The sequence below is a fragment of the Allosphingosinicella sp. genome (assembly GCF_059502505.1).
The window spans coordinates 56,351-80,943 of record NZ_JCACEU010000012.1; the positions used below are offsets into that span (position 1 = coordinate 56,351).

The following is a 24,593-nucleotide window of genomic DNA, read 5'->3' on the forward strand; positions in this document are numbered from 1 at the left end:
GTTGGACGACGCGGCTCCCCCTGCCGAGCCTTATTCTCACAGGGGCCTGACCTACACGTTCGGTCGCCGTGCGCCGGAAGCGGGCGAGGTGATCGCGATCGCGCCCGGCATCGGCTGGGCGCGGCTGCCGGTTCCCGGCTCACTCAAGCACATCAACATCTGGCTGCTCGATGACGGCGATGGCGTCGCGGTCGTCGACACCGGGCTCGATATCGCGCCCTGCCGCGAGGCTTGGGAGGCGCTGCTCTCCAGTGCTCTCGCCGGCCGCGCCATCAGCCGCATCATCGTCACCCATTTCCATCCCGACCATATCGGCCTCGCCGGCTGGCTCGCCGCGCGTTTCGGTGCGCCCTTGCTGATGACGCGCGAGGAATGGCTGTTCGCCCGCATGCTCACCACCGATGTGCGCGATGCGCCGCCGCGGGAGGCGGTCGCCTATTGGCGCGCGGCGGGATGGGAGGAGGAGCGGATCGAGGCCGAGACGAAGAAAGGCTGGGGCCGCTTCTCTTCGGTGGTGAGCACGGTTCCCGTCAGCTTCATCCGCATCCGCGATGGCGAGACGCTCCGCATCGGCGACCGTTCCTGGCGCATCGTCACCGGCAACGGCCATTCGCCCGAACATGCCTGCCTGATCGACGAAGCCGGCAACATTCTCATCGCGGGCGACCAGGTGTTGCCGCGCATCACTTCGAACATATCGCTGAGCCTCAGTGAGCCCGAAGGCGACCCGCTCGGCGACTGGCTCGCCTCGATCGCGAAGCTGCGCGGCCTGTCCGACGATCTGCTGGTACTCCCCTCGCACGGCGAGCCGTTTACCGGCCTCCATGCCCGGCTCGATGCGCTTGCTGAGGGGCATCGCGGGCAACTCGACAGCCTTCACGACCGCCTCGCCGCGCCGCAGCGCGCGGTCGATTGCTTCCAGCTCCTGTTCGGCCGCAAGATCGAGGATCACAGCTTCGGCCTCGCCACAGGCGAGGCTATGGCCCATCTGCGCCACTTGGAAGTGGAGGGGCGGGCGGTGCGGGAGGTCCGGGGCGGCGTCCACTGGTTCCGAAGCAGCGCCTCCGCTTGACCCTCGCACCCGCGGCCGCCAAAGCTTCTCCCATGTCCGACCCGGCAGATGCCATCCAGCAGCTCTCCTTCGAAGTGGCCCTGAAAAGGCTCGAGGAGATCGTCCGCAAGCTCGAGAGCGGCGAGGCTTCGCTCGATGAATCGATCGATCTCTATTCCGAGGGCGACCGGCTGAAGCAGCAATGCGAGGCGCGGTTGCAGGCAGCGCAGGCGCGGATCGAGCGCATCCAGTTCGGCCGCGACGGCAGCCCCGGTGGCACGACGCCCTTTGACGCCGGCTGAGCGGGTGAGCGCCGGCGCGTCGATCAGCCTCACGCTAGCGCTCGAACAGATAGCGGGCGAGATCGACACCCTGTTCGACACGTTGCTGACCGCCCCGCCGGATACCCGCGCCCAGCTTTACGAGGCGATGCGCTACGCCTCGATCGGGGGCGGCAAAAGGATGCGGCCGCTGCTGGTGGTTGCCGCCTGCTCGCTCTTCCATGTCGATCGGGCGCGGGCGCTGCGGGTCGGTCTCGCCGTCGAGTGCATCCACGTCTACTCGCTGATCCATGACGACCTGCCTTGCATGGACGACGACGACCTGCGCCGCGGCAAGCCGACGCTGCACAAGGCGTTCGACGAGTGCACCGCGATCCTCGCCGGCGATTCCCTGCACGCGCTCGCCTTCGAGGTGCTCGCCGACGATGCGACGCACGAGGACCCGTTCGTGCGCGTCGAGTTGATCGCCGAACTGGCCCGCGCCTCGGGCCCATCGGGCATGGCCGGCGGGCAGATGATGGATCTGATGGCGGAGCGGAGCAGCCTGGATCTGGCGGCGGTTACGCGCCTCCAGCAGCTCAAGACCGGTGCCCTGATCGGCTTCTGTCTGGAAGCGGGGGGCATCATGGGCCGGGTGCCTGCCGAGGGGCGCCGCCCCTTGCGCGGCTACGCGCGCGATGTCGGCCTTGCCTTCCAGATTGCGGACGACCTGCTCGACGCCGAGGGCGAAGAGGTCAAGACCGGCAAGCGCGTCGGCAAGGACGGCGCCAAGGGGAAGGAGACCTTCGTCTCCCTGCTGGGCATCGAGCGGGCGCGCCAGCAGGCCAATCTGCTCGTCGACCAGGCGTTCCAGCATCTCCAGAGCTTCGGCGCCGAGGCCGACCTCCTCCGCGCCATTGCCCGCTTCGCTGTCGAGCGGGACCATTAAGAGGCAAGCCATGCGCACAGGCGTCTATCCCGGCACGTTCGACCCGATCACGCTCGGCCACATGGACATCATCCGCCGCGGCGCAAAGCTGGTCGACCGGTTGGTGATCGGGGTCACCACCAACCCATCCAAGTCGCCGATGTTCAGCGTCGACGAGCGGATGGCGATGGTGCGCCGCGAGATTGACGGGCTGTCGGGCGAAATTGAGGTGGTCAGCTTCGACTCGCTGCTGATGGATTTCGCGACCCGGGAGAATGCCTCGATCATCATCCGCGGCCTGCGCGCTGTGGCGGATTTCGAATATGAGTATCAGATGGCGGGCATGAACCAGCAGCTGAACGACCGCATCGAAACAGTCTTCCTGATGGCCGACGTGTCGCTGCAGCCGATCGCGTCACGGCTGGTTAAGGAAATCGCCCTCTATGGCGGCGACATCGGCAAGTTCGTCACGCCGGCCGTCGCCGACGACGTACGCAGCCGCGTCGACCGGATCGGCCGCAAGGGGTCATGATCCGTTCAGGCTCTGGGCTTTAGCCGGAGCCGCCGCTATCATGGTAAACTGAAACTGAATCTCAGGGGTCATATGCGTTTGAAGAGCTTGTTCGCCCTCGCTGCGGGGGTGCTGGTCGCCACGTCCGTCGCCGCCCAGACGCCTGAGGCCGCGCAACCGGCGCCGACACAAGAGGCAGCTCCGGCACAGCAGGCAGCTCCGGCTGCTCCCGCCGCCGAGCCGCCGGTCAAGGTGGCGCCGATCGTCGTGCCGGCGCTCGATCCCGAGAACACGCTCCACCTCGATCTCTCGACCGGCGGCCGCGTCAGCATCCAGCTCCGGCCGGATGTGGCGCCGACCCATGTCGAGCGGATCAAGACGCTTGCGCGTCAGGGCTTCTACAACGGTGTCGTCTTCCACCGGGTGATCGAGGGCTTCATGGCCCAGACCGGCGACCCGACCGCGACCGGCACCGGCGGCTCCCAGCTTCCCGATGTCGCAGCCGAGTTCAGCACCCTGCCGCACGTCCGCGGCGCCGTCTCGGCCGCGCGCGCGACCGACCCGAACAGCGCCAACAGCCAGTTCTTCATCGTGTTCTCGCCGCGCCTGACGCTCGACGGCAAATACAGCGTGTTCGGGCGCGTCATCAGCGGCATGCAATATGTCGACGCGATTGAGCGGGGCGAGCCGCCCGCCAACCCGACCCGCGTGCTGCGCGCATCGATCGGTGCCGACAACGTGGCGCCGCCAACCGCGGCCGAGACCGCCGCGATGATGCAGATTCGGGCGCCAGCCGCGGCGCCGGCGCCGGCGCCGGCGGCGACCGCGCAGGCCGGAACCCCGACCCCGCAGCAATAATCCGGCGCCGTGCGCGTCGACCTGTTCGATTTCGAGCTTCCGCCCGAGCGGATCGCACTGAGGCCGGTGAGCCCGCGCGACAGGGCGCGCCTGCTGCTGACCGAGGGGTTCCGGCGCGCGGATCACGTGGTCACCGATCTCCCCGATCTGCTTCGAGCAGGCGATACGCTGGTCTTCAACGACACCCGAGTCATCCCCGCCCAGCTCGAGGGCAGGCGAGGGGAGGCGAAAGTCGGGGCGACGCTCCACAAGCGCGAGAGCCTGCGCGGCTGGCGTGCCTTCATACGCAACGCGAAGCGGGTGCGCGAAGGGGACCTGATCGACTTCGGCAGCGGCGTTGCCGTCCGGGCGAGTGATCGTGCCGAGGACGGCTCCCTTCTGCTTACCTTCGAAGGCGAGGAGCCGGTCGAACTGCTGCTCGAGCGCGCCGGCCGCATGCCGCTGCCGCCCTACATTGCCGGCAAGCGAGAGGCGGACGAGCGCGATGCGGCCGACTACCAGACGATGTTCGCGGCCGAGAAGGGAGCTGTCGCCGCCCCCACGGCCGCGCTCCATTTCACTCCCGAGCTGATGGAAAGCCTCGCTGCCGCCAGCATCGCGCGCGAGACGCTGACCCTCCATGTCGGTGCCGGCACCTTCCTGCCCGTCAAGGCAGACGATACCGACGAACACCGGATGCATAGCGAGTGGGGCCGCATCGACGTCCACACGGCGGAGCGCCTGAATGCCGTGCGCGCTAGCGGCGGCCGGATCATCGCCGTCGGCACCACCTCGCTCCGCCTCCTCGAGAGCGCGACAGACGAGAGCGGCACGATCCAGCCTTTCGAGGGCGATACCGCGATCTTCATCACGCCCGGCTACCGCTTTCGCGCGATCGACGGCCTTATCACCAATTTCCACCTGCCGAGATCGACCCTCTTCATGCTCGTCTCGGCCCTGATGGGCCTCGAGGTGATGCAGGAGGCGTATGCGCACGCCATCGCACAGGGCTACCGCTTCTATTCCTACGGAGACGCGAGCCTGCTTCTTCCCTGACCGGCCGCTGTCAGCACGGTGAGCTGGATCATCGCGCGATGGTGAAAGCCGAGGCTTCGATAGAGGCCGATTGCGCCCTCATTATGGGCGTAGGAGTGGAGGAACGGCGTCTCGCCCCGCGCCAGCATCCGCTCGCAGACGATGCTCATCAGCGCGCCCGCCAGCCCGCGACCCTGGAAGTCCGGATGAGTGCAGACGCCGCTGACTTCGCAATAGCCGTCGATGCGCATCCGTTCGCCGGCCATGGCGACCAGGCGCCCCTCGTCTCTGACGCCGACGAACCTTCCGAGGCAGTGAGTCCGGCTGGCGAAGGGGCCAGGCTTCGTCATGGCCGCGAGCGCCTGCATTTCGGGCGCGTCGGCATCGCCAAGTTCGATCGCCTCGATCGCCCGATGCTTAGGCGTGAACGCCTTCATCAGCATCTGTGACAGGACGCCGCGACGGGCCACGTGCACATCTTCCGGGATCACTGCGCCCTCCAGCTCCACCACCCAGAGCTCACCCTCCTCCGGCACAAGCGCCGACAGGGCCGCCAGCTCTGCAGCCGTCGAACCGGCCGAGGCCCCGAACGGGCCATGATCCTGGCGGAGTCGGAGTGCGTGCCCGTCGCCCTCAGCTAGCGCGGCCCATCCCGATCTCAGCGAGTTCCACACCGGCCGGTCCAGCAAGTCCGCATCAGCCATCGAAAGTCTCCGAGTCGGTCAGATTAGTTGACTGTGGCAACTAATACCGGCACGTCAAGCTGCATGTCCGATGCACATAGGCAGGCTGTGGAAGCGCTCCGGGCCTTCAACCGCTTCCACACCCGCTTCTCGGGCGTGCTCGACTCCTCGTTCATGGGAAGCGGCCTCAGCCTGACCGAAGCGAGGATCCTCTTCGAGATTGCTAACGGGCAGCCGGTCCTGGCTGCGGAGGTCCAGACCGAGCTCGGTCTCGACCGCGGCTATCTCAGCCGCCTGATCGGGCGTTTCGAACAGCGCGGCTGGATCGAACGGGGCCGGGGCGAGGATGCCCGGCAGCGCCCGATTGCGCTGACGGAGGCGGGCAGGACCTTCTTCGACAGCCTGGACCGGCGCACCTATGATCACGTATCCGCCAGCATCGGGCATCTCGATGCCGGTGAGCGCCGTGCGTTGGTCGAGGCATTGAGCGCGGTCACCCAGCTGCTGAGCAAGGGCGGCGAGCAGGGCTGAGCGGCATTCCGCTTCCTGGACATCGCCGCTAAGGGCCGCCGATGCCCGAGCGCGCCCGCTTCTCCTTCTCCATCTCCGCCACCGACGGCCGCGCCCGCACAGGCCTGATCTCGATGAAGCGCGGAGACATCCGCACGCCCGCCTTCATGCCGGTCGGCACCGCGGCGACTGTCAAGGCGATGAAGCCGGCGGACGTGCGCGCGGCGGGTGCAGACATCATCCTCGGCAACACCTATCACCTGATGCTCCGCCCGGGCGCGGAGCGGGTCGCGCGGCTGGGCGGGCTGCACAAGTTCATGGGCTGGGACCGCCCGATCCTCACCGACAGCGGCGGCTATCAGGTGATGAGCCTGTCCGAACTCACCAAGCGGAGCGAGGAAGGCGTGGCCTTCGCATCGCATCTCGACGGCTCGCGCCACATGATCACGCCGGAGCGCTCGACCGAGATCCAGCGCCTGCTCGGCTCCGACATCGTCATGGCCTTCGACGAACTGGTGCCGACCACCTCGACTCGTGACGTGCAGGCCGAGGCGATGGAGCGCTCGATGCGCTGGGCGCGCCGCTCCCGCGACGCGTTCCAGTCCGGCGGCGAGCACGCGGACGTGGCGGCGCAGTTCGGCATTCAGCAGGGCGCGCTCGACGAGGAACTGCGCCGCATCTCGGCCGAGAAGCTGATCGAGATCGGCTTCGACGGCTATGCCGTCGGCGGCCTGGCGGTGGGGGAGGGGCAGGAGGCGATGTTCGCCGTACTCGACTATGCGCCCGGCCAGCTTCCCCAAGACCGGCCGCGTTACCTGATGGGCGTCGGCAAGCCCGACGACATCGTCGGCGCGGTCGAGCGCGGCATCGACATGTTTGACTGCGTCCTCCCGACGCGCTCGGGCCGCACCGGCCAGGCTTTCACTTCGGCTGGTCCCATCAACCTCAGGAATGCAAAGTTCGGCGAGGACCAGGGGCCGCTCGATCCCGCCTGCGCCTGCCCGGTCTGCAAGACCTGGAGCCGCGCCTATCTCCACCACCTCATCCGTTCGGGCGAGATCCTCGGCGCGATGCTGATGACGGAGCACAACATCCATTTCTACCAGCAACTGATGCAGGGCCTGCGCGACGCGATCGCCGAGCAGCGCCTCGCCGCCTTCGCCAACGAATTCCGCGCCCGTTACTGCCGCTAGAGCGTGTAGCCGCCGTCCGACAGGAAGCAGCTGCCGGTCACATAGGCGCAGCGGTCGGAGAGCAGGAAGGCGATCTGCCCGGCAATCTCCTCTGCCCTGGCGTAGCGGCCGAGCGGCGTCGCGATCGAGGCGAGCGACCGGAACGTCGCGTCCTGGCCTTTCTGGTCCATCATCTCGGCGATGCCCGGAATGCCGCGCCAGATCGGCGTCTCCACGCCCCCCGGCGCAATGCTGTTGACGCGGATGTTCGACGGCGCGCCTTCCTTCGCCGCAACCCGGGCGAGCTGGATCACGGCGGCCTTGGACGCAGCATAAGCTGCGATCCCGGGCTCCGCCTTCAGCCCGGCCGCAGATGCGGTCAGCACGATCGACCCGCCCCTCCCGCCCATCGCGCGCATTGCGGCCTGGAGCGTCAGGAACGCGCCGTCGAGATTGACCGACAGCACTCGCCGCCATTCGGCAAAGTCGAGATCGACGATCGGCCCGCCTGCGCCGATGCCGGCATTCACCACTGCGTGGGTGAGGCCGGTCAGATCGGCGTCGCGCCAGATCGCCTCGTCCGTCACGTCGCCGATGATCAGCTGGCGCTCACAGGGCAGTGTGAAGGCGAAATCGGCCAGTCGCCCCTCATCCCTATCGACCAGGATCAGTTTGCGCGCGCCGTCGCCGGCAAGCAGGGTTGCGGTCGCCGCGCCGATGCCGGACGCTGCGCCGGTGATAAGGCAAATCGCGCCTTCGAAATCTCGCATGAGGCCAGCTTAGCAGCGGCCGGACGCGTTCGCTACGCCGCGTCCCCGATGCCCAGCTCGCCAAGCTTGCGGTAGAGGGTCGACCGCCCGATGCCGAGGCGACGAGCGACTTCCGTCATGCGACCGCGATAATGGCCGATGGCGAGGCGGATCACGTCGGCCTCGATCTCCTCCAGCGTGCGCATGTTGCCGTCCGATTCGAACAAGGTGATGCCGCCGCCGGCCGACAAAGCCGCCGTGTTGGAGGCGCCGTTGAGCGGCTTGGCATGATAATCGTCGGCGCGCTTGGAGAAGGTTGATTCCTGCCGGATCTGCGGGAAGTCGGCGGCAGTCAGGGCATTGCCGTCGCACAGGACGGCAGCGCGGAAGAGGGCGTTCTGGAGCTGGCGGACGTTGCCCGGCCAGCCATAGGCCATCAGCACCGCCAGCGCGTCGTCGGTGATCGACAGATGGCGCATGCCCGGCTGCTCGGCGATCCGCGCGAGCAGGTGGCGGGCGAGGCCGGGAATGTCGCTCTGGCGCGCGCGGAGCGGCGGGATCTGGGTGTGGACGACGTTCAGGCGGTAGAAGAGGTCCTCGCGGAACGTGCCCTTGGCGACCTCGTCGATCAGGCGGCGGTTGGTTGCGGCGATCACCCGCACATCCACCGTCTGGACGATCCGGCTGCCGACGCGCTGGATTTCACCGGTCTCGATTGCGCGGAGCAGCTTCACCTGGGTGTCGAGCGGCAGCTCGCCGACCTCGTCGAGGAACAGGGTGGAGCCCTCGGCATCCTCGAAACGGCCGATATGCCGGTCGAAGGCGCCGGTGAACGCGCCCTTTTCGTGGCCGAACAGCACGGAATCGACGAGGTTCTCAGGGATCGCGCCGCAATTGACGGTGATCATCCCCTTCTTGCCGCGAGGGCTCGCGGTGTGGATCGCCTGGGCGATCACTTCCTTGCCGGTGCCGCTCTCGCCTTCGATGAGCACGGAGACGCGGGCGCGGGCGGCCTTGGCGGCGATCGCGAGGGCAGTGCGGAATTCCGGTGCGGAGCCGACGATCTCGTCAAAGGCGAGCGGCTTGGAAATCTTCTCCGACAGCGGCCTCAGCTCACCATGCGTCTTGCGGCGGTCGGTGGCGGCGTTGAGCGCGGCGAGCAGGCGGTCGGGCGCGAGCGGCTTCACCAGGAAGTCGGCGGCGCCCGCGCGCATCGCCTCGACCGCGACGGCGACCGAGGTCTGCGCGGTCAGGATCAGCAGCGGCAGGTCCGGACGGAGCGCGCGGATCTGCTCGATGACCTCGGTGCCGGCAGGGCCGGGCAGCCAATGGTCGAGCAGGATCGCATCGACCTCCTCGCCTTGCTCGCCCTGGAGCAGCTTGCCCGCCGTCTCCACGTCGGGCGCGCCCATCACCCACCAGCCGGCACGCGCGCCGATCGCAGTCACCAGCCGGCGCTGCGCGGGTTCATCGTCGATCAGCAACAGACAACGGGTGGCTTCCGGCCGCATGCTCGCCCCTTTACGCTTTGACAGGCGCAATAATCGGCTTCCGGTAAAATTGACCTTAAGGCAGCGTCGAAAGCGCTGTCCGGCCGTCGGCGCAGGTGGCTTTCCTCGCACGCGCCGAGTTGATAAGAGTGAAGGCGACAGGGACGACAAGAGGATCAAATGGCAGCCGACCGCGAAGTTCAGGCCGACCTTCAAGCCCATGTGAAGAGCTATTCCTCTTTCGCCTGGATGATGAAGTGGGGTACGATCGTCAGCTTCATCGTGGCGGCAATCGTCGTCCTTCTGATCTCCTCCTGATCGGGGCCGCGGGGGGTGAAGATCGCGGTTCTGAAAGAGACGGCTGAAGGGGAGCGGCGCGTCTCCGCCACCCCGGAAACCATCAAGAAATTCATTGGCCTGGGCGCCAGCATGTCGGTCGAGGCGGGGGCCGGCGAGGCGGCTTCGATCGCCGATTCCGATTATGTGAATGCCGGCGCGATGGTCGGCCCGCGCGAGCAGGTGCTGACCGGCGCCGAAGCGGTGTTCGGCGTCCAGGGACCGGATCCGACATCCCTCAACGGCCTCGCGCCCGGCGCCCTCATCGTCGCCTCGTTGAACCCGTTCGGCATGCGCTCCCGAGTCGACGGCTATGCCCAGGCAGGGGTGGAAGCGCTGGCCATGGAGTTCATGCCGCGCATTACCCGGGCCCAGTCGATGGACGTGCTGTCCTCCCAGGCCAATCTCGCCGGCTACAAGGCGGTGCTCGACGGAGCCGCCGAATATGGCCGGGCCTTCCCGATGATGATGACGGCGGCCGGAACGATCGCCGCTGCGCGCGTCTTCATCATGGGCGTCGGCGTCGCGGGCCTGCAGGCCATCGCCACCGCGCGCCGTCTCGGCGCGATCGTCTCCGCGACCGACGTGCGCGCGGCGACGAAGGAGCAGATCGAGAGCCTCGGCGCCAAGGCGATCTTCGTGGAGAAGGTCGCGGGCATCGAAGGCGAAGGCGCCGGCGGCTACGCGACCGAGATGTCGGACGAGTATAAAGCCGCCCAGGCCGAGCTCGTGTCGGGCCATCTCGCCAAGCAGGATATTGTCATCACGACGGCGCTGATCCCAGGCCGGCCGGCGCCCCGGCTGATCTCGGACGCGCAGATCGCCTCAATGCGCCCCGGCAGCGTCATCGTCGACCTCGCTGTCGAGCAGGGCGGCAATGTCGAAGGCGCGGTGCTCGGATCAGTCGTCGAGCGCCACGGGGTGCGCATCGTCGGCCACCGCAACATGCCGAGCCGCCTCGCCGCGGACGCCTCCGCTCTCTACGCCCGCAATCTCTACAACTTCCTCAGCGCCTTCTGGGACAAGGAGGCGAAGCGGCCGGTCCTCCCTGACGACGACGAGATCGTCCAGGGCGTGCGCCTGACGAAGGGCGGTCAGGTCGTGAACCAGCGTCTGCTCGCAACCTGAGGCCGGGGAGGGGGCGCTGAAACGATCGAACCACAGCATCCGAACCGCCGGTGCCGCGGCCCTGCTCGCGCTCGCCGGCTGCGCCTCGACGACGCCCACTCTCCCGACGGTCGGCACCGGCTGGAGCCGCGCGCCTGATCTGTCCGTCTATGCGGCGATGCGCACCGCCGGCGAGATCGCCCGCGAACAGGACATGCTCTGCTGGGGCCGCAACCCCGCCGATGTCGAGGATCGCTGGCGCCTCCAGTTCAGCGAGCGGGAATCCTGGATCGCATCGGCCCTCGCGGCCCGCTACGGCGCCGCCGCCCTGCAGGCGAGCGGCCCCCTGCGCGTCGGCCGCGAACGCTGCCCCACCTTCGACACCGCGCAGTGGCACCGCCACCATGCCGAATTGCTGAGAACTCTGGAGCTGCGGCTCTACCCGAAAGATCATTGGAGCGCCGGCTGATGGAATTCGTCTCGATCCTGTCGATCTTCGTGCTGGCCTGCTTCGTCGGCTATTATGTCGTCTGGTCGGTAACGCCGGCGCTGCACACGCCGCTGATGGCCGTCACCAACGCCATCTCTTCCGTCATCATCGTCGGCGCGCTGATCGCTTCGGCGGAAGCGGGCTCCGCCGCCGCCAAGTGGCTCGGCCTGATCGCGGTGGTGCTCGCCAGCGTGAACATCTTCGGCGGCTTCGCGGTCACTGAGCGAATGCTCGCAATGTATAAGAAGAAGGAGCGGCATTGATGCACGAGGTCGCTGACGTGCCGGCCTGGGTGCCGCTCGCTTATCTGATCGCGGGCGCGCTCTTCATCCTCGCGCTCAGGGGCCTCTCTAGCCCGGAGAGCTCGCGTCGCGGCAATCGTATGGGCATGCTCGGCATGGCGATTGCGGTGGTGACCACGCTCGTCATGCACGACATTGCAAGCCTGCCGGAAATATTGGTGGCAATCGCGATCGGCGGCGTGATCGGCTTCCTCACCGCCCGGCGCATCGCCATGACGGCGATGCCGCAGCTTGTCGCGGCCTTCCACAGCCTCGTCGGCATGGCCGCCGTGCTGGTCGCGGCGGCCGCGTTCCTCAACCCGGGCGCGTTCGGCATCGTTGGCGCGGACGGCGAGATCCTGCCGGTCAGCCGGATCGAGATGGGCCTCGGCATCGCGATCGGCGCGATCACCTTCTCGGGATCGGTGATCGCCTTCCTGAAGCTCAACGGCAACATGTCGGGCAAGCCGATCATGCTGCCGATGCGGCACGTCATCAATCTCGGCACGCTCGCCGCCATCCTCGTCCTGATCGGCCTGTGGACCGTCGCGGCGGATCCCGAGCCCTGGATGTTTTGGACGGTGACGGCGCTCGCCTTCCTGATCGGTTTCCTGCTGATCATCCCCATCGGCGGCGCCGACATGCCGGTCGTGGTGTCCATGCTGAACAGCTATTCCGGCTGGGCCGCGGCGGCGATGGGGTTCACGCTCCAGAACAGCGCGATGATCATCACCGGGGCCTTGGTCGGCTCGTCGGGTGCGATCCTCAGCTACATCATGTGCCGCGCGATGAACCGCAGCTTCATCTCCGTGATTGCGGGCGGCTTCGGCGGCGACGCCGCGATCGCCGGCCCCGGCGGCGCCAGCGACCGGCCGTGGAAGCGCGGCTCGGCCGAAGATGCGGCCTTCCTGATGAAGCAGGCCGAGCAGGTCATCATCGTCCCCGGCTACGGCATGGCCGTCGCCCAGTCCCAGCACGCCCTCCGCGAAATGGGCGATTTGCTCGAAGCCGAGGGAGTGAAGGTCAAATATGCCATCCACCCGGTCGCCGGCCGTATGCCCGGCCACATGAACGTCCTGCTCGCCGAAGCCAGCGTCGATTACGACAAGGTGTTCGAGCTGGAGGACATCAACTCCGAATTCGCCCGTGCCGACGTGGCGTTCGTGATCGGCGCCAATGACGTCACCAATCCGTCCGCAAAAACAGACAGATCGTCGCCAATCTATGGCATGCCGGTGCTGGATGTGGAGAAAGCGAAGACGGTGCTGTTCGTCAAACGCTCGATGGGCGGCGTCGGTTATGCCGGAGTGGACAACGAGCTCTTCTACCGCGACAACACGATGATGCTCCTCGCCGATGCGAAGAAGATGGTCGAGGAAATCGTCAAGAATCTCGGGTAACAATCCCCAGCCGCTTCAAAAAGCGGTGGGTAACTCCGACCGGCAGCCTGTTAACCATTTTGAGCGAGCGTTAGGCTGAGCGCCTGAGGCAGCCGATTCATCGGCTGCGGGGCAGACGGAACGAGGTGGGGTTGTGCGTAAACTGGGAATGATCGGCGGCACGAGCTGGCACTCGACCGCGATGTATTACGAGCAGATCAACAAGGGCGTGGTCCGCCGCCGCGGCTCTGGAGCCTCGGCGCCTTTGCTGATCGAGAGCCTCGATTTCGAGCGCTATAACGGCTTCCTCAGCGCCGAGGATTGGGAAGGCGCGGCCGACATGCTGGTCAACTCGGCAATCCGGCTCGAAGGGGCCGGCGCCGAAGGCCTGATCCTGTGCAGCAACACGGCCCACAAATTCTTCGACCGCATTGCCGGCGCGATCGAGATCCCGATGATCCATATCGCCGACGTGACCGCCGCGAAGATGGCCAGGGACGGCGTCAAGCGCACCGGCCTGATCGGCACCCGCACCACCATGACCGAATCCTATATTCGCGAGCGGATCGAGGCGCAGGGGATTGCCGTGTCCGTGCCCGATCCGGTCACCGCGAAGGAGATCGACCGGATCATCTTCCAGGAGCTGGTGCGGGGCCAGGTCTCGCGGACTTCGCAGCGCACGCTCAAGACCTGCCTCACCGTCATGGGTCAGGCGCGCCAGCAGGCCGTGATCCTCGGCTGCACCGAACTCGTCCTCCTGGTTGACCCGGTCGCCAACGTGCTCCCGGTCTACGACACCACTGCCCTCCACGCCCAGGCCGCCGTCGAGTGGATCCTGACGGAGCCGGAGCCCAAGGCAGAGGAGACGGTGGAAGTGGAAGAGGCCGAGCACGCTTAACCGGCGGTCGAAGCCGCGCTTAGGCGAATCTTCACCCGTTGCGACTAACTCCGCCTGCCGGACAGCAGGACGGAGGCACGGATGCGCGTCGTTTCGATCGCTTGGGGCACGGCACTTTCACTCATCGGCACCGCCGCCGGCGCGGCCGAGCTCGAGGCCCGCAACCCATTCCACTGCAGCCTCGCCATGCAGGTCTCCTACGAGCTTGCGAAGGAAGCCCGCGGGGCCGAGGATCCGCTGACCAAGGAACTGCACGGCCGCCTGGTCTATCAGGCGTTTGCCGCCGCCCGCTTCCCCAAGGCGATCGACTCCGACCAGCAAGCTTCGGTAATCACCGAGCAGCTTTCCAGCGACGGTGAAACCGCCTTCGCCCTCACCGAAGCCTGCATGCTCCGCCAGGACGCAGCGCCGCGCTTCCGCCAGGCGCGGCTCGAGAAGCAGATCGCCGAGAATTTCGAGAAGGCGCCGGTGACCGTCCATGCCAGCCTCGCCGAGCTCAAGGACCTGTTCAAGGTTCAGCGGTAAGCCCAGGCGAGCAGCCACGCGGCCAGAACGGCCGCCACGATCCAGACGAGAATGACGATCAGTGCACCCGCGCGTGAACGCGGCCGCTCCGCCGCGGCGGCGGCAGTGCGGCGATGCTCGTCCATGACGCCTGGCGGCAGCAGCTTTACGAACAGCCACAGTCCCGCCGGAACGATCAGGCCGTCGTCCACGAGGCCCAGCAGCGGGATGAAATCGGGAATGAGGTCGATCGGCGACAGGGCATAGGCCGTCACCAGCAGCCCCACCGCCCGCGCATGCCACGGCGTCCGTGCATCCCGCGCCGCCAGCCAGGCTGCATGCACCTCGATGCGGATTTGCCGGACGAGCGACGGCGTCTTGCTCGCGGCTTTCCTCGGCTCGTTCAGCCGATCGCCTCCAGCAGGCCTTCGAAGAGCCGCCGGCCGTCGGTGCCGCCATGGGCCGGCTCGATCATCCGCTCCGGGTGAGGCATCATGCCGAGGACGTTGCCTTTGTCGTTGATGATGCCCGCGATGTCGCGTGCGGAGCCGTTGACCTCGCCCGAATAGCGGAAGGCGATGCGGCCCTCGCCCTCGAGGCGGTCGAGCGTCGCCGCATCGGCCGTGTAGTTGCCGTCGTGGTGGGCGACGGGGATGCGGATTTCCTCGCCGGCATCATAGCGGCTCGTGAAGGCGGACTGGCTGTTCTCCACCTTCAGGTCGACATCGCGGCAGACGAAGCTGATCGTCGAGTTACGCATCAGCGCGCCCGGCAGCAGCCCCGCCTCGGTGAGGATCTGGAAGCCGTTGCAGATGCCGAGCACCGAGACCCCGCGGTCGGCGGCGTTCTTCACCGCGCGCATGATCGGCGAATTGGCCGCCATTGCGCCGGAGCGGAGATAATCGCCGTAGGAGAAGCCGCCGGGGACGCCGATCAGGTCCAGACCTTCGGGCAGCTCGCTTTCCCGGTGCCACACCATGACCGGATCGTGTCCGCTCACTTCCTTCAGCGCCACGGCGAGATCGCGGTCGCAGTTCGAGCCCGGGAAGACGATCACGGCGCTCTTCATTGCGCCCGCTCGATCCGGAAATTCTCGATCACGGTATTGGCGAGGAGCTTCCTGCACATCGCCTCGATGTCGGCATCGGCGATGCCCTCGGAAAGGTCGAGCTCGATCAGCTTGCCGGCGCGGACGTCGTTGACGCCGGCAAAGCCCAGCCCTTCCAGCGCGTGGTGAATCGCCTTGCCCTGCGGGTCGAGGACGCCGTTCTTCAGCGTGACGTAGACGCGGGCTTTCATGGCGTGGACGCTCCTGCTGGCGGGTTGCCGGCTCTATGGCGGCAAGTTTTTCGCGCCACAAGCTTCACCAGAGCTTTACCCTTGCGTGAGATGATCGGCCGTCTCGAGCCTGCTTCGGGGAACGCTTATGGTGCCGCTGGCACTTGGAATGTTCATTGCCATCTTCGTCTACGGGGCCAGCCTGCTCGGCTGGTACGACCCGGAGAGCAAGGTGCGCCTTGGCCTTACCATGTCATTCCTGTTCGGGGTGATCAGCGGCTACCGGGTCCGCAAATAGCCTCGCTTGCGGGCGGGATGCCGCCCTCCTATCTCCCGTTCATGACCGCCACCCAGGACATCGCCCTCACGCCCGCGGCCGCGGCCCGTGTCGCCGCCATTGCCGAGCGGCAGGGCAAGCCCGCAATCCTGCGCCTTTCGGTCGAGGGCGGCGGCTGCGCCGGCTTCCAATATCGCTTCGGCCTCGCCGATAAGGTGGAAGGCGACGATCTTGCCGCAATCCAGGACGGCGTCACCCTGGTGGTCGACGAAATCAGCCTCGACCTGGTCCGCGGCAGCGCGGTGGACTTCGTCGAGAGCCTCGGCGGCGCCGCCTTCCAGGTCAGGAACCCCCAGGCCGCCTCAGGCTGCGGCTGCGGTACCAGCTTCTCGATCTGAGCCGCGGCGGCTAAGGCCGTCGCCATGAAGATCGTCACCTACAACCTCAACGGCATCCGCGCGCGGCTGCCGCGGCTGATCGAATATCTGCAGGAGCAGAAGCCGGACGCGGTCTGTCTCCAGGAGATCAAGTGCGCCGACGATTCGCTGCCGCTCGCCGACATCCACGCCGCCGGCTATGACGGCGTCTGGCATGGCCAGAAGGGCTTCAACGGGGTCGCCATCCTGACTCCCAATGCCCCGCCGACGCTCCGCCGCATCGGCCTCCCCGGCGACCCGGACGATACCCACAGCCGCTATATTGAGGCCGAGGTGGGCGGCGTCGTGATCGCCAGCCTCTATTTGCCCAACGGCAATCCGGTCGGCACCGAGAAGTTTGCCTACAAACTCGCCTGGATGGACCGCCTGCGCGAACATGCCTTGGAGCTCCTGACCGAGGAACGCCCGGTGATCCTCGCCGGGGACTGGAACGTGATCCCGACCGACGACCCCGATGACGTCTTCTCCGCCAAGGCCATGGCGAGGGATGCGCTGATGCAGCCGGAAAGCCGCGCCGCTTTCCGCCGCATCCTCAACGGCGGCTGGACCGACGCGATCCGGGTTCGCTACCCCGAAGGCGCGATCTACACCTTCTGGGACTATACGGCCGGCTGCTGGCAGCGCGACGCCGGCTTCCGCATCGATCATCTCCTGCTCAGCCCGCTCGCCGCCGACCGCCTGCTCGATGCTGGCGTCGACAAGGAATATCGCGGCCGTGAGAAAGCGAGCGACCACGCCCCGACTTGGGTGAGGCTGGAAACAGACACATAATTCTATCCGGATGATATTGACACTCATTTGATCCGGGTATAAATCGCCGCTGAAGGAGAGCGGCGATGACTGCAACCGTGACTGCATTTCTGGAGGACCGCGTTATCGCCGCCGGCGTGCGCGAGGAGGTGACTCGCCTCATCGAGGACCGCTTCGCCGCCGGCGACCATAGCGACATCCGCGTGTTCGAGGACGAGACCGGCCGGGTAACCGATCTCGATTATTGGGGTGCGGGGGCGTCGGCTCCGCAGCCGCGCGGGCGCGGCCGTCCCAAGCTCGGGGTCACCGCCCGCGAGGTCACCTTGCTGCCGCGCCAGTGGGATTGGCTTGCAGGGCAGCCCGGCGGCGCTTCGGCGACGCTGCGGCGGCTGGTGGACGAGGCCCGGCGCTCGGGAGCCTCGGCGACGCGCGAAAGGCGCGACGCCGTCTATCGCTTCATGCAGGCGACTTGCGGCGACCGCGCCGGCTACGAGGAAGCCCTCCGTGCCCTCTACCGCGGCGAAACGGACCGTTTCTCCGAACTGGTCTCAGGATGGCCCGACGACATCCGCGCCTATATCGCGCGGCTGCTCCAAACCTGATCGTCCACTATCCTTCGGGTGTGGGCGTGGGGGTCGGCGCCGGGTCGGCGGTCACCGTGTTCGCCTGGGCATTGCCGCCGGCCTGCAGCGCCTCCTGCGGGCCGGCGCCATTGTCGACTGCATCCTCGATGGCTTCGGCGGCGGCAGGATCGCTCTGCGCCGCCGCCTCGTCCAGCTGCTCGGTGCTGTTGGTCGCGGGCTGCGGGCTCCCGCAGGCGGCAAGGTCCACCGCAACGATCAAGGCGAGAAGGGCAGGGGCGGCTCTCATGACATCGTCCTTAAGATTGACGAGCCGCTGAACGAAACTAGGGCGCCGAGGTTGCGAAACGGTCCTCAAAGAGGCTTTTCGTAGATCCTGTAGATGCGGTTGACCTTGCTTTCGATCGTCTCGGCGATCGACCGCATGCCGACATTGTCGTCGAGGATCCAGCCGATCTCGCCCCGCGAGCAGCCGAAGCTCACGATCGCGTCGCGGCGGATATATTCGATCATCATGAAGGCGAGCTGGCTGGCCAGCCGCGTCGACTGGAGCCGCTTCACCACCCCCATCAGCGGCACGCGCATCGTCCGTACCTGCGGCTTCCTGAGGCGCCACAGCAATTTCGCCCAGCCGAAGGGGAACAGCCGCCCGTCGAGGTCGCGGGTGAGTTCGTTGAGGTCGGGCAGGGTGATCATGAAGGCGACCGGCTCGCCGTCCACCTCCGCCACCCGGATCAGCTCCTCATAGACGATCGGCTTCAGCTTCTTGCCCGCATAGGCGATCTCCTCGTCGGACAGGGGGATGAAGCCCCAATTGTCCGACCAGGCATCGTTGAGGATGCCGAGGATCAGAGCCGCTTCCTCGTCGAACCTTTTCTTGTCGACCTTGCGGATGCGGATCCGGGGGTTGCGCTCGCCACTGGCCACGATGCGCTGAACGAGCGGCGGGAAGGGTCCCGTCACGTCCAGGTCGAAGGTGTGGAGGTCCTTCACGCCCTTATAGCCGGCGGCCTCGACCCAGGCCTCGTAGCGTGGGCTGTTATGCCCCATCATCACCGTTGGCGAATGATCGAAGCCTTTGACGAGCAGGCCCGGCTCGTCCCAGATCGACAGGCTGTAGGGACCTTGGCTGACCTTCATCCGCCGGCCGCGCAGGAAGTCCTCGGCTCGTGCGATCAGCTCTGCCGCGACCTCGCCGTCCGCGGCCTCGAACATGCCCCACTGGCCGACGCCGGGGCCGATATGCTCCAGCACCTCCTGGTCGACCTGCGCGGAGATGCGCCCGACCGGCTCGCCGTCTCGCTCGGCGAGGAAGAAGCGCGCCTCGGCATGCTCGAACCACGGGTTGGTGCGCTTGTCGATGAGACCGTGCACCTCCGTCTTCAACGGCGGCACCCAGTGGGGATCGTCCTTGTTGAGCGTGTAGGCGAGATCGACGAACGCCTTGCGGTCGGCGGCGTCCTCGACGGGGCGGATGGTAACCGGGGGCGAGCTCATCGCCGCTCTGGTAGCCGCTCCTTCAGAGCCTGTCACCGAGTGACGCGGCCCGCTCGAACAGCAGGGCCGGATACCCCTTATACTCGATCTCCGTGAAGGGCCGGTAGCCCAGCTTCTCGGCCAATCTGAGCGAGGGGACGTTCGCGATGTGGATCATGCAGACCGTCGCCTCGGCTTGAATTCCATCCATCCAACGAAGAGCGGCCTCGGCGGCCTCGCGCGCAAAGCCTCGGCCCTGGCGCCCGGCCGTAATCGACCAGGTGACCTCGAGGCGGCTGTCGAACGGCTCACCGAGCGCGCGACGGAACTGGCTCAGCCCCGCCTCGCCGACGAAGCGGCCGGTCTCCTTTTCCTCGACGGCGAAGACGCCATAGCCGAGCAAGCTCCAGTGCCCGGCGTGGCGCAGCAGCCGCCCCCAGGCTTCGTCGCCGGTCATCGGGCCCCGCTCGGAATAGCGGAACATGCCCGGGTCGGCCGCCATGGCTGCAAGATCCTCGAAGTCGCTCTCCCGATAGCGCCTCAGGATCAGCCGCGGCGTCTCGACCCGGACATCGCCCCCGTCATCCTTCATTCCGCCGGTTATACACGACGGCCGCCACGTGCGAAGGCGGCTGCCATGCCGGGCGGGCTGGTGGGCCCACGCGCCCCGAATATTCCTGCGCAAGGCGGTCTCTCCCGATCGGCCTCGGCCGCGGCCGCCCCGCTGCCGAGCTCGAGCCGCCGTCGCGCCGCAGCGCTGAACGGCGGCAGGAGCGCGCCAGAGGTGAGCGCGTCAGGCAAGAGCCCTCTCCGCGCTGGGCAAGCAGCCCAGGACGACGACGGCACCGAATGCGCTCAGCGAAGCTGCGATCGCAATCAGGCGCCACTCGAACATCCTCACCTCCGGCTCTCCCTGCAGGACCGGGATTAGGAGCGGGCGCGGCCGATATCCTGAGCCAATTGTGAAAAGATTCTGGAATTGCGCTCCATCATGCTAGCCAGCGGGAGAGCTCGGGGGGCCAGCCCCGGGTCTCGCACGGTGGGGTTATGTCAGTTGCTACGGACCCGGGCAGGGTCCTCGTCTTCGGAGACTTCCGGCTCGATACGGAGGACGAGCGGCTGTGGGGCGCCCACGGCCCGGTCAAGCTCGGCCATAAGGCCTTCGGAGTGCTCCGCATGCTCGCCGAGCAGCAGGGGCGGCTGATCACCAAGGATGCGCTCTTCTCGTCTGTCTGGGACGGCACGATCGTGAGCGAATCCGCGCTCACCTCGGTGATCAAGGAGCTGCGCCGGGCGCTGGGCGACGAACCGCGCTCGCCCCAGTATATCGAGAGCGTCTACGGCCGCGGCTACCGCTTCATCGCACCGGTGAGCGGCGGGGGAGGCAAGGCCAACGGCACCGCTCCTGCCGCGCACAGGAGCGAGGAACCGAAACCCGTCGGTCGCCCGCCCTTGCTCTACCTGCCCCAGTTCGAAACCTTGGCCGCCGAGGACCCACGCGCCCATTTCGGACCTGCCTTGCGCGAGGAGGTGCTGTTCGCGCTTTCCCGCTTCCGGGACATCCGCCTCGTCTCCGATGTGGATGCCGAAGCGGCACAAGGGCAGGGTCAGTTCGGCAACCGCGACTATCAGCTGTCGGTGAAGCTGCTCCCGGAGGGCGAGCTCGTTCGCGTCTTCGCCCGCCTTTCGCGGCTGCGTTCCGGTGCGATCCTCTGGGCCGAGACGCTTGATCTCACCGCCGGCAATCTCGGTCGCAACGTCGAGGCACTGGTCCGCAAGATCGCGGCGGCGGCGCTGCCGCGCCTGCACGACGACCTGCTCGCGAACCTGTCGGAGCAGCCGCACGACCTTTACGAACTCTATTTCCAGACCAAGCTCAGGATGCGCCGCGGCGAGAGCCTGGCCGAAGCCATGGAGACCGCGGCGGTCTGGGAACGGCTGATCGCCGAGCAGCCCGGCTTTGCCCAGGCCTATCCGCCGCTCACCCGCCTCTACAACACCGACTTCTGCTTCAGCGGCATCGGCTCGACAACGGACGAGACCCGTGGGCGGGCCTATGAGCTTGCGCACCAGGCGATCGCGATCGATCCGACCGAGTCCAACCTCCACACTGCCAAGGGCTGGTGCCACCTCTGGGCGGGCGAGAAGATGCTCGCGCGCGAGCATCTGCAGGAGGCGCTCTACCTCAATCCCTACAACCAGCGCCGGCTGATCGAAGTCGCGACCGGCTTCATCTTCCTCGACGACCTGGCCGGCGCAGCCGACCTGCTCGAACGGCGCGATACCCTAAGCCCGTTCCCGAGCGAGGCACCGCATCTCGAGCAGGGCATGCTGCACTTGCTGCGCGAGGATTTCGGCCTCGCCGCGGAGAAGTTCTCGATGGTCCGCCGCCACCACCCGGACGACCATGCCAAGCCGAAGCCGACCGTGATGAGCGAGCTCTACGCCTTGCTCGCCGCGGCGGGCGCGGGAGCGCCGGACCTGCCCAGGCGCCTGTCCGCTTGGCGCGACCTGATGGCACGCGCCTGGTCGCGGCCCGAGCCGCTCGATGAGGCGCGGCTCAAGGAATGGGCGCTCTTCCACAATCCCTTTCAGGACGAGGGGCGCCGCGCCTGGCTCGGCGGGCTGCTGGACCGCGCGCTCGGCTGAGCGTCAGCGGTCCTGATCGTCCCCGATATTGGCCGCGGTCGACGGCCGCGACATCATCTGGTCGTTGCCGATGTTCGCGCCCGCCATCGGCTGCTCCATCGCCGGATCGTTGCCGATATTCGCGCCTGCGCTCGGCGCCGCCATCGACTTCACCTCCAGGTCGGGCAGCATAACCGCGCGGCCCACCTCGCCCGCCTGGTCGAGCATGGCCAGCATCTGCTGGTCGTCGGAGTCGAGCTCCGCCACTGCCTGGACCCGGTAGAGCCGTCCGCCATAGCCGACGACGAATTGCGGTTGCCCCTGTTCGCTCATGTTCGTTTCTCCTCCCTGAGACCGTGAGTGTGATCCTCTTTCCCCCGCGCCTCAAGGTCGATTCCGCACTCCTCCGCCAGCCGGCGCAGCGATGATGTGACGATCGGCTGCGGCCGTGGGGGCCTTGCCTCGCTGCTGCCCAGAGCCTCGCGCACGCAAAGCATCGCATCCGCCTTCTTCTGCTCGACGATTGGCCCCGGCAGCCACGCCTCCAGTTCTGCCCGGCTCCGGTCGACATAGTGGATCGTCGAGGCCCGGCGCAGCACTTCCCGCGCCTCCGCCAGGCCCAGGGCCCGCCGCCGCAGCGCCTCCGAGAGTGTCACCCGCACGTCCACCAGCGGCACCGAAAGAGGCCTCCAATCCCGCTCCTCGGAGGCATGGATCAGCGCCACCTCGTCGTCGCCCGTGATCGTGCCCCTCCGATAGGCCCGGTAGATTGCGCCGACGCCTGTCATCCCAAGCCTGTCCATCTCCGCCGCTCTCAGCGCCCCGATGCTGCCAGCGCCCAGCACCCGCACGCCTTCAGACAGCAGCAGCAAGATCTCCTTGTGGCGCACCGCCGGCCGGTGGTCGAAATAGCCGTCGATCAGGCAGATCGTGTCTCCAGGCGCCGCATCGAGCCGCAACAGGTCCCCGGCTTCCGCGGGCGGCCTCCACTCGACGTCGCCGACGGCCTCCCGCGCCGATGGCGGCAGCGACGGCCCGGCAAAGGCGATCACCCTCATGTCCGCCGTGTCCGCGTCAATGATCCCAAGCCCGGCACGAAGGCCCGCACCACCGATACGCCCTCGAGACCTTCTCCGAGCCGCTTCACCGCCACCTGCCGGAAACCGCGCCGAGCCAATTGCTCCACCACATGCTCGACAGGCCTCGCCACCGTCTCCCGCTCGTGCCACGGCAAGGCCCCGTCCGGCGGCCAGTCCTGCGGCCGCCGCGACGCCTCCTGCCGCCGATAAGCGGAAGGGAGGAAGTCGTCCCGCACCCCCGCGATGAAGGTGAGCCGCGACTGGATCGCCTCGGCCAGCGCCTTGAACAAGGCCGTCTCCGCTGAACCATGCGCCGCATGTCCCTCGAACCTGCGATATCCCTTGCCGAATTCTCCCGCGCCGCCGACGATGCACAGGAAAGCCGGCACCGCCGCCGCCGTCTTCAACTCGAAGACCTGCAGGTCCGCACCCGCGCACGCCAAACGCTCCCGCCACTCCCGGAACCATTCGAACGGCACGGAGCCGAGCTTCAGTGCCGTCACCGCCCGCGCGCCCGCATCCTGCCTCTGCCACTCCCCGACGGCGTCACGCTCGACGAGCTCGAGCAAGGCCGTCGACAGCGCATGCTCCTCGTCCGGCCCCGCGCCGAGGCCGCCGCTGACCCGCTCGAACAGGCTCGTCGTTTCGCTACGGAAGTCGAGTGAGACCAGGTTGTGCGGCAGATAGCAGGCCGCTCCGCTGGCAAGATCCGCCGCCTCGGACCAGCGCACCCGCGCGTCGAGGGGCGGCACCCGGCTTCGGTCCCGGCAATAATCCGAAATCTCCGCAGCCCTCTGCCCCTCCGGCAGCGAGGCTAAAGTTGTCACAGGCCCATCTCCAGGGACGCGCTCAGCGCAATGCGCCTCGATTGCCTCGCATAAGGCACCGATCTTCGCTTGGGCGGGCCAGGCGCCTTTGCCCTGATGCACCGACAGCGACCATCCCGCCGGCCGCACCGCCTGCCAGACCGGTAGTCCCAGCCGGTCGAGCCCAGTGACGTCGGCGAGCCGCGTCACGCCGCATAGCCGCGCCGCGGCGAGTGCGGTTTTCAAAAAATCGAAGGTAGGTTCGTCAGGCTCCGACGCCCGACGCAGCACGGAGCAGGCTCAGCCTTCGCCGCGCTTGCGCGGATGTCCGGTCGCCACGCCGCCGCTCAGCCGCGCCACGTGCGGCCACCGCTCCGCCACCTCCGGCGTGTAGCCGAGGTTGAAGACGGTCGGGCTCTTCGCAGGCCGTTCGGCGCGGTCGTAATAGGTGCGGAAAAGCTTGTCCCAGAAGAAGGTGGTGATGCCGTAATTGCCGTTCTCGTCGTGGAAATGGTGCGCCATGTGCCGCTTCTTCATCTCCGCCAGCCACTTCGACTTCGGCTTGTAGGCGAGGTGCTGGATGCAGTGGACGAACTCGTAGAGGCAGGTGGTGAGCAGGCCGGTGGCGAACGCGATCGCGGCGCCGCCCACTGCCGCATCCGGGCCCCACGGGCTGCCGATCGCATAGCCGACCGGAGCGGTCGCGATTGCGATCGTCGGCAGCGTGGTGTGGAGCGCGCCGAACAGCACTTCGAGGTGATTGGGATCCTGATGGTGGTCGTAATGGATGCGCTTCCAGGTCGAGGCGAGGAAGGGCAGCTTGAACATCCAGCGGCTGTGCAGCACCCAGCGGTGGAGAACGTACCAGACCAGCGGATATATGAATGCGGACACCAGAACCGCGGCAAGCGTCGGCACCAGCGGCGCCGGCTTCCAGGCAAACACAGCGATGGCCGCGAGTGCGAGCAGCCCGTAGGCGATGATCGCCGGATAGGTGATGTAGGCGACCCAAAGCTCCTTCAGCGTCATCTTGTCCAGATGATGCGAGCGATTCCAGAAT

At 67.3% G+C, this 24,593-nt stretch carries 33 protein-coding genes; 20 read left to right on the top strand and 13 right to left on the bottom strand.

Annotated elements, in window-relative coordinates:
* Position 1: 1 nt before the first annotated feature.
* From AC5JBD_RS00750 to queA, 6 genes are all read left to right on the top strand, one after another.
* A complete protein-coding gene (locus tag AC5JBD_RS00750) occupies positions 2-1,072 on the top strand; it encodes an MBL fold metallo-hydrolase (protein WP_495719842.1) in 1,071 nt (356 codons plus the stop codon).
* A gap of 32 nt (positions 1,073-1,104) precedes the next feature.
* Positions 1,105-1,353 carry an exodeoxyribonuclease VII small subunit gene (locus AC5JBD_RS00755; RefSeq protein ID WP_495719843.1) on the top strand — a complete coding sequence of 83 codons (249 nt, stop codon included), beginning with the start codon at positions 1,105-1,107 and terminating at the stop codon, positions 1,351-1,353.
* Positions 1,340-2,260, top strand: a complete 921-nt coding sequence (locus AC5JBD_RS00760; RefSeq protein ID WP_495719844.1) for a polyprenyl synthetase family protein — start codon at positions 1,340-1,342, stop codon at positions 2,258-2,260. The genes AC5JBD_RS00755 and AC5JBD_RS00760 overlap by 14 nt, the downstream gene beginning before the upstream one ends.
* A 10-nt stretch (positions 2,261-2,270) precedes the next feature.
* Complete coding sequence (gene coaD, locus AC5JBD_RS00765) at positions 2,271-2,771, top strand: pantetheine-phosphate adenylyltransferase (RefSeq protein WP_495719845.1); 501 nt, start codon at positions 2,271-2,273, stop codon at positions 2,769-2,771.
* A 72-nt stretch (positions 2,772-2,843) separates the two neighbouring features.
* A complete protein-coding gene (locus AC5JBD_RS00770) occupies positions 2,844-3,608 on the top strand; it encodes a peptidylprolyl isomerase (protein ID WP_495719846.1) in 765 nt (254 codons plus the stop codon).
* 9 nt (positions 3,609-3,617) lie between these two features.
* Complete coding sequence (gene queA, locus AC5JBD_RS00775; protein ID WP_495719847.1) at positions 3,618-4,643, top strand: tRNA preQ1(34) S-adenosylmethionine ribosyltransferase-isomerase QueA; 1,026 nt, start codon at positions 3,618-3,620, stop codon at positions 4,641-4,643.
* On the opposite strand, the gene AC5JBD_RS00780 is transcribed toward queA, so the two are convergent.
* Positions 4,613-5,326 carry a GNAT family N-acetyltransferase gene (locus AC5JBD_RS00780; RefSeq protein ID WP_495719848.1) on the bottom strand — a complete coding sequence of 238 codons (714 nt, stop codon included), beginning with the start codon at positions 5,324-5,326 and terminating at the stop codon, positions 4,613-4,615. The genes queA and AC5JBD_RS00780 overlap by 31 nt on opposite strands.
* Before the next feature lie 63 nt (positions 5,327-5,389).
* Between AC5JBD_RS00780 and AC5JBD_RS00785 the strand changes: the two genes are divergently transcribed.
* Positions 5,390-5,836: a MarR family winged helix-turn-helix transcriptional regulator gene (locus AC5JBD_RS00785; protein WP_495719849.1), complete on the top strand. Its 447-nt coding sequence runs from the start codon at positions 5,390-5,392 to the stop codon at positions 5,834-5,836.
* 41 nt (positions 5,837-5,877) lie between these two features.
* Complete coding sequence (gene tgt / locus AC5JBD_RS00790; protein WP_495719850.1) at positions 5,878-7,008, top strand: tRNA guanosine(34) transglycosylase Tgt; 1,131 nt, start codon at positions 5,878-5,880, stop codon at positions 7,006-7,008.
* Here tgt and AC5JBD_RS00795 read toward each other — a convergent pair.
* Both AC5JBD_RS00795 and AC5JBD_RS00800 read right to left on the bottom strand, forming a co-directional pair.
* On the bottom strand, positions 7,005-7,757 hold the full coding sequence (locus AC5JBD_RS00795) for an SDR family NAD(P)-dependent oxidoreductase (protein ID WP_495719851.1): 753 nt from the start codon (positions 7,755-7,757) through the stop codon (positions 7,005-7,007). The genes tgt and AC5JBD_RS00795 overlap by 4 nt on opposite strands.
* 32 nt (positions 7,758-7,789) lie before the next feature.
* Entirely contained in the window at positions 7,790-9,247 is a 1,458-nt protein-coding gene (locus AC5JBD_RS00800) for a sigma-54-dependent transcriptional regulator (RefSeq protein WP_495719852.1), read from the bottom strand.
* 159 nt (positions 9,248-9,406) lie between these two features.
* On the opposite strand from AC5JBD_RS00800, the gene AC5JBD_RS00805 reads away from it, so the two are divergent.
* From AC5JBD_RS00805 to AC5JBD_RS00835, 7 genes are all read left to right on the top strand, one after another.
* Complete coding sequence (locus AC5JBD_RS00805; protein WP_495719853.1) at positions 9,407-9,544, top strand: aa3-type cytochrome c oxidase subunit IV; 138 nt, start codon at positions 9,407-9,409, stop codon at positions 9,542-9,544.
* 15 nt (positions 9,545-9,559) lie between these two features.
* Complete coding sequence (locus tag AC5JBD_RS00810) at positions 9,560-10,690, top strand: NAD(P) transhydrogenase subunit alpha (protein WP_495719854.1); 1,131 nt, start codon at positions 9,560-9,562, stop codon at positions 10,688-10,690.
* A 157-nt stretch (positions 10,691-10,847) separates the two neighbouring features.
* Positions 10,848-11,138 (top strand): hypothetical protein, encoded by a 291-nt coding sequence (locus tag AC5JBD_RS00815; RefSeq protein ID WP_495719855.1) that lies wholly within the window; start codon positions 10,848-10,850, stop codon positions 11,136-11,138.
* The gene (locus tag AC5JBD_RS00820) at positions 11,138-11,422 is read left to right on the top strand and encodes a proton-translocating transhydrogenase family protein (protein ID WP_495719856.1); all 285 of its coding nucleotides are present in this window, start codon (positions 11,138-11,140) and stop codon (positions 11,420-11,422) included. The genes AC5JBD_RS00815 and AC5JBD_RS00820 overlap by 1 nt, the downstream gene beginning before the upstream one ends.
* The gene (locus AC5JBD_RS00825) at positions 11,422-12,840 is read left to right on the top strand and encodes an NAD(P)(+) transhydrogenase (Re/Si-specific) subunit beta (protein ID WP_495719857.1); all 1,419 of its coding nucleotides are present in this window, start codon (positions 11,422-11,424) and stop codon (positions 12,838-12,840) included. The genes AC5JBD_RS00820 and AC5JBD_RS00825 overlap by 1 nt, the downstream gene beginning before the upstream one ends.
* Positions 12,841-12,973: 133 nt before the next feature.
* Positions 12,974-13,717 carry an aspartate/glutamate racemase family protein gene (locus AC5JBD_RS00830; RefSeq protein WP_495719858.1) on the top strand — a complete coding sequence of 248 codons (744 nt, stop codon included), beginning with the start codon at positions 12,974-12,976 and terminating at the stop codon, positions 13,715-13,717.
* 81 nt (positions 13,718-13,798) lie between these two features.
* Positions 13,799-14,242 carry a hypothetical protein gene (locus tag AC5JBD_RS00835; RefSeq protein ID WP_495719859.1) on the top strand — a complete coding sequence of 148 codons (444 nt, stop codon included), beginning with the start codon at positions 13,799-13,801 and terminating at the stop codon, positions 14,240-14,242.
* Here AC5JBD_RS00835 and AC5JBD_RS00840 read toward each other — a convergent pair.
* Genes AC5JBD_RS00840 through purS form a run of 3 tightly spaced genes read right to left on the bottom strand, consistent with a single transcriptional unit; the run spans position 14,233 to position 15,520 of the window.
* On the bottom strand, positions 14,233-14,565 hold the full coding sequence (locus AC5JBD_RS00840; protein ID WP_495719860.1) for a YkvA family protein: 333 nt from the start codon (positions 14,563-14,565) through the stop codon (positions 14,233-14,235). The two genes, AC5JBD_RS00835 and AC5JBD_RS00840, sit on opposite strands and share 10 nt — an antisense overlap.
* 59 nt (positions 14,566-14,624) lie before the next feature.
* The gene (purQ, locus tag AC5JBD_RS00845; protein WP_495719861.1) at positions 14,625-15,290 is read right to left on the bottom strand and encodes a phosphoribosylformylglycinamidine synthase subunit PurQ; all 666 of its coding nucleotides are present in this window, start codon (positions 15,288-15,290) and stop codon (positions 14,625-14,627) included.
* Positions 15,287-15,520: a phosphoribosylformylglycinamidine synthase subunit PurS gene (gene purS / locus AC5JBD_RS00850; RefSeq protein ID WP_495719862.1), complete on the bottom strand. Its 234-nt coding sequence runs from the start codon at positions 15,518-15,520 to the stop codon at positions 15,287-15,289. The genes purQ and purS overlap by 4 nt, the downstream gene beginning before the upstream one ends.
* 148 nt (positions 15,521-15,668) lie before the next feature.
* Between purS and AC5JBD_RS00855 the strand changes: the two genes are divergently transcribed.
* From AC5JBD_RS00855 to AC5JBD_RS00870, 4 genes are all read left to right on the top strand, one after another.
* Positions 15,669-15,797, top strand: a complete 129-nt coding sequence (locus tag AC5JBD_RS00855; RefSeq protein ID WP_495719863.1) for a hypothetical protein — start codon at positions 15,669-15,671, stop codon at positions 15,795-15,797.
* A gap of 41 nt (positions 15,798-15,838) precedes the next feature.
* Positions 15,839-16,174, top strand: coding sequence for a HesB/IscA family protein (locus AC5JBD_RS00860; RefSeq protein WP_495719864.1), 336 nt, complete (start codon positions 15,839-15,841; stop codon positions 16,172-16,174).
* A 24-nt stretch (positions 16,175-16,198) separates the two neighbouring features.
* Positions 16,199-16,984: an exodeoxyribonuclease III gene (gene xth, locus AC5JBD_RS00865; protein WP_495719865.1), complete on the top strand. Its 786-nt coding sequence runs from the start codon at positions 16,199-16,201 to the stop codon at positions 16,982-16,984.
* 65 nt (positions 16,985-17,049) lie between these two features.
* The gene (locus AC5JBD_RS00870) at positions 17,050-17,565 is read left to right on the top strand and encodes a DUF2239 family protein (RefSeq protein WP_495719866.1); all 516 of its coding nucleotides are present in this window, start codon (positions 17,050-17,052) and stop codon (positions 17,563-17,565) included.
* A gap of 7 nt (positions 17,566-17,572) precedes the next feature.
* Here the strand turns inward: AC5JBD_RS00870 and AC5JBD_RS00875 are convergent, their stop codons facing one another.
* From AC5JBD_RS00875 to AC5JBD_RS00885, 3 genes are all read right to left on the bottom strand, one after another.
* Positions 17,573-17,833, bottom strand: a complete 261-nt coding sequence (locus tag AC5JBD_RS00875; RefSeq protein WP_495719867.1) for a hypothetical protein — start codon at positions 17,831-17,833, stop codon at positions 17,573-17,575.
* Positions 17,834-17,898: 65 nt separating this feature from the next.
* Positions 17,899-19,041, bottom strand: coding sequence for an N-acetyltransferase (locus tag AC5JBD_RS00880; RefSeq protein WP_495719868.1), 1,143 nt, complete (start codon positions 19,039-19,041; stop codon positions 17,899-17,901).
* Between the two features lie 22 nt (positions 19,042-19,063).
* Positions 19,064-19,612 (bottom strand): GNAT family N-acetyltransferase, encoded by a 549-nt coding sequence (locus tag AC5JBD_RS00885; RefSeq protein ID WP_495719869.1) that lies wholly within the window; start codon positions 19,610-19,612, stop codon positions 19,064-19,066.
* 455 nt (positions 19,613-20,067) lie between these two features.
* Between AC5JBD_RS00885 and AC5JBD_RS00890 the strand changes: the two genes are divergently transcribed.
* Entirely contained in the window at positions 20,068-21,669 is a 1,602-nt protein-coding gene (locus AC5JBD_RS00890; protein ID WP_495719870.1) for a winged helix-turn-helix domain-containing protein, read from the top strand.
* Positions 21,670-21,672: 3 nt separating this feature from the next.
* On the opposite strand, the gene AC5JBD_RS00895 is transcribed toward AC5JBD_RS00890, so the two are convergent.
* From AC5JBD_RS00895 to AC5JBD_RS00910, 4 genes are read right to left on the bottom strand one after another with little or no spacing between them, the layout of a single operon-like run.
* Positions 21,673-21,981: a hypothetical protein gene (locus AC5JBD_RS00895; protein WP_495719871.1), complete on the bottom strand. Its 309-nt coding sequence runs from the start codon at positions 21,979-21,981 to the stop codon at positions 21,673-21,675.
* A complete protein-coding gene (locus AC5JBD_RS00900; protein ID WP_495719872.1) occupies positions 21,978-22,706 on the bottom strand; it encodes a TfuA-like protein in 729 nt (242 codons plus the stop codon). Before AC5JBD_RS00900 ends, AC5JBD_RS00895 begins: the two co-directional genes overlap by 4 nt.
* Positions 22,703-23,824 carry a YcaO-like family protein gene (locus tag AC5JBD_RS00905; protein WP_495719873.1) on the bottom strand — a complete coding sequence of 374 codons (1,122 nt, stop codon included), beginning with the start codon at positions 23,822-23,824 and terminating at the stop codon, positions 22,703-22,705. Before AC5JBD_RS00905 ends, AC5JBD_RS00900 begins: the two co-directional genes overlap by 4 nt.
* Positions 23,825-23,833: 9 nt before the next feature.
* Positions 23,834-24,562: a sterol desaturase family protein gene (locus AC5JBD_RS00910; protein ID WP_495719949.1), complete on the bottom strand. Its 729-nt coding sequence runs from the start codon at positions 24,560-24,562 to the stop codon at positions 23,834-23,836.
* Between the last annotated feature and the right edge of the window lie 31 nt (positions 24,563-24,593).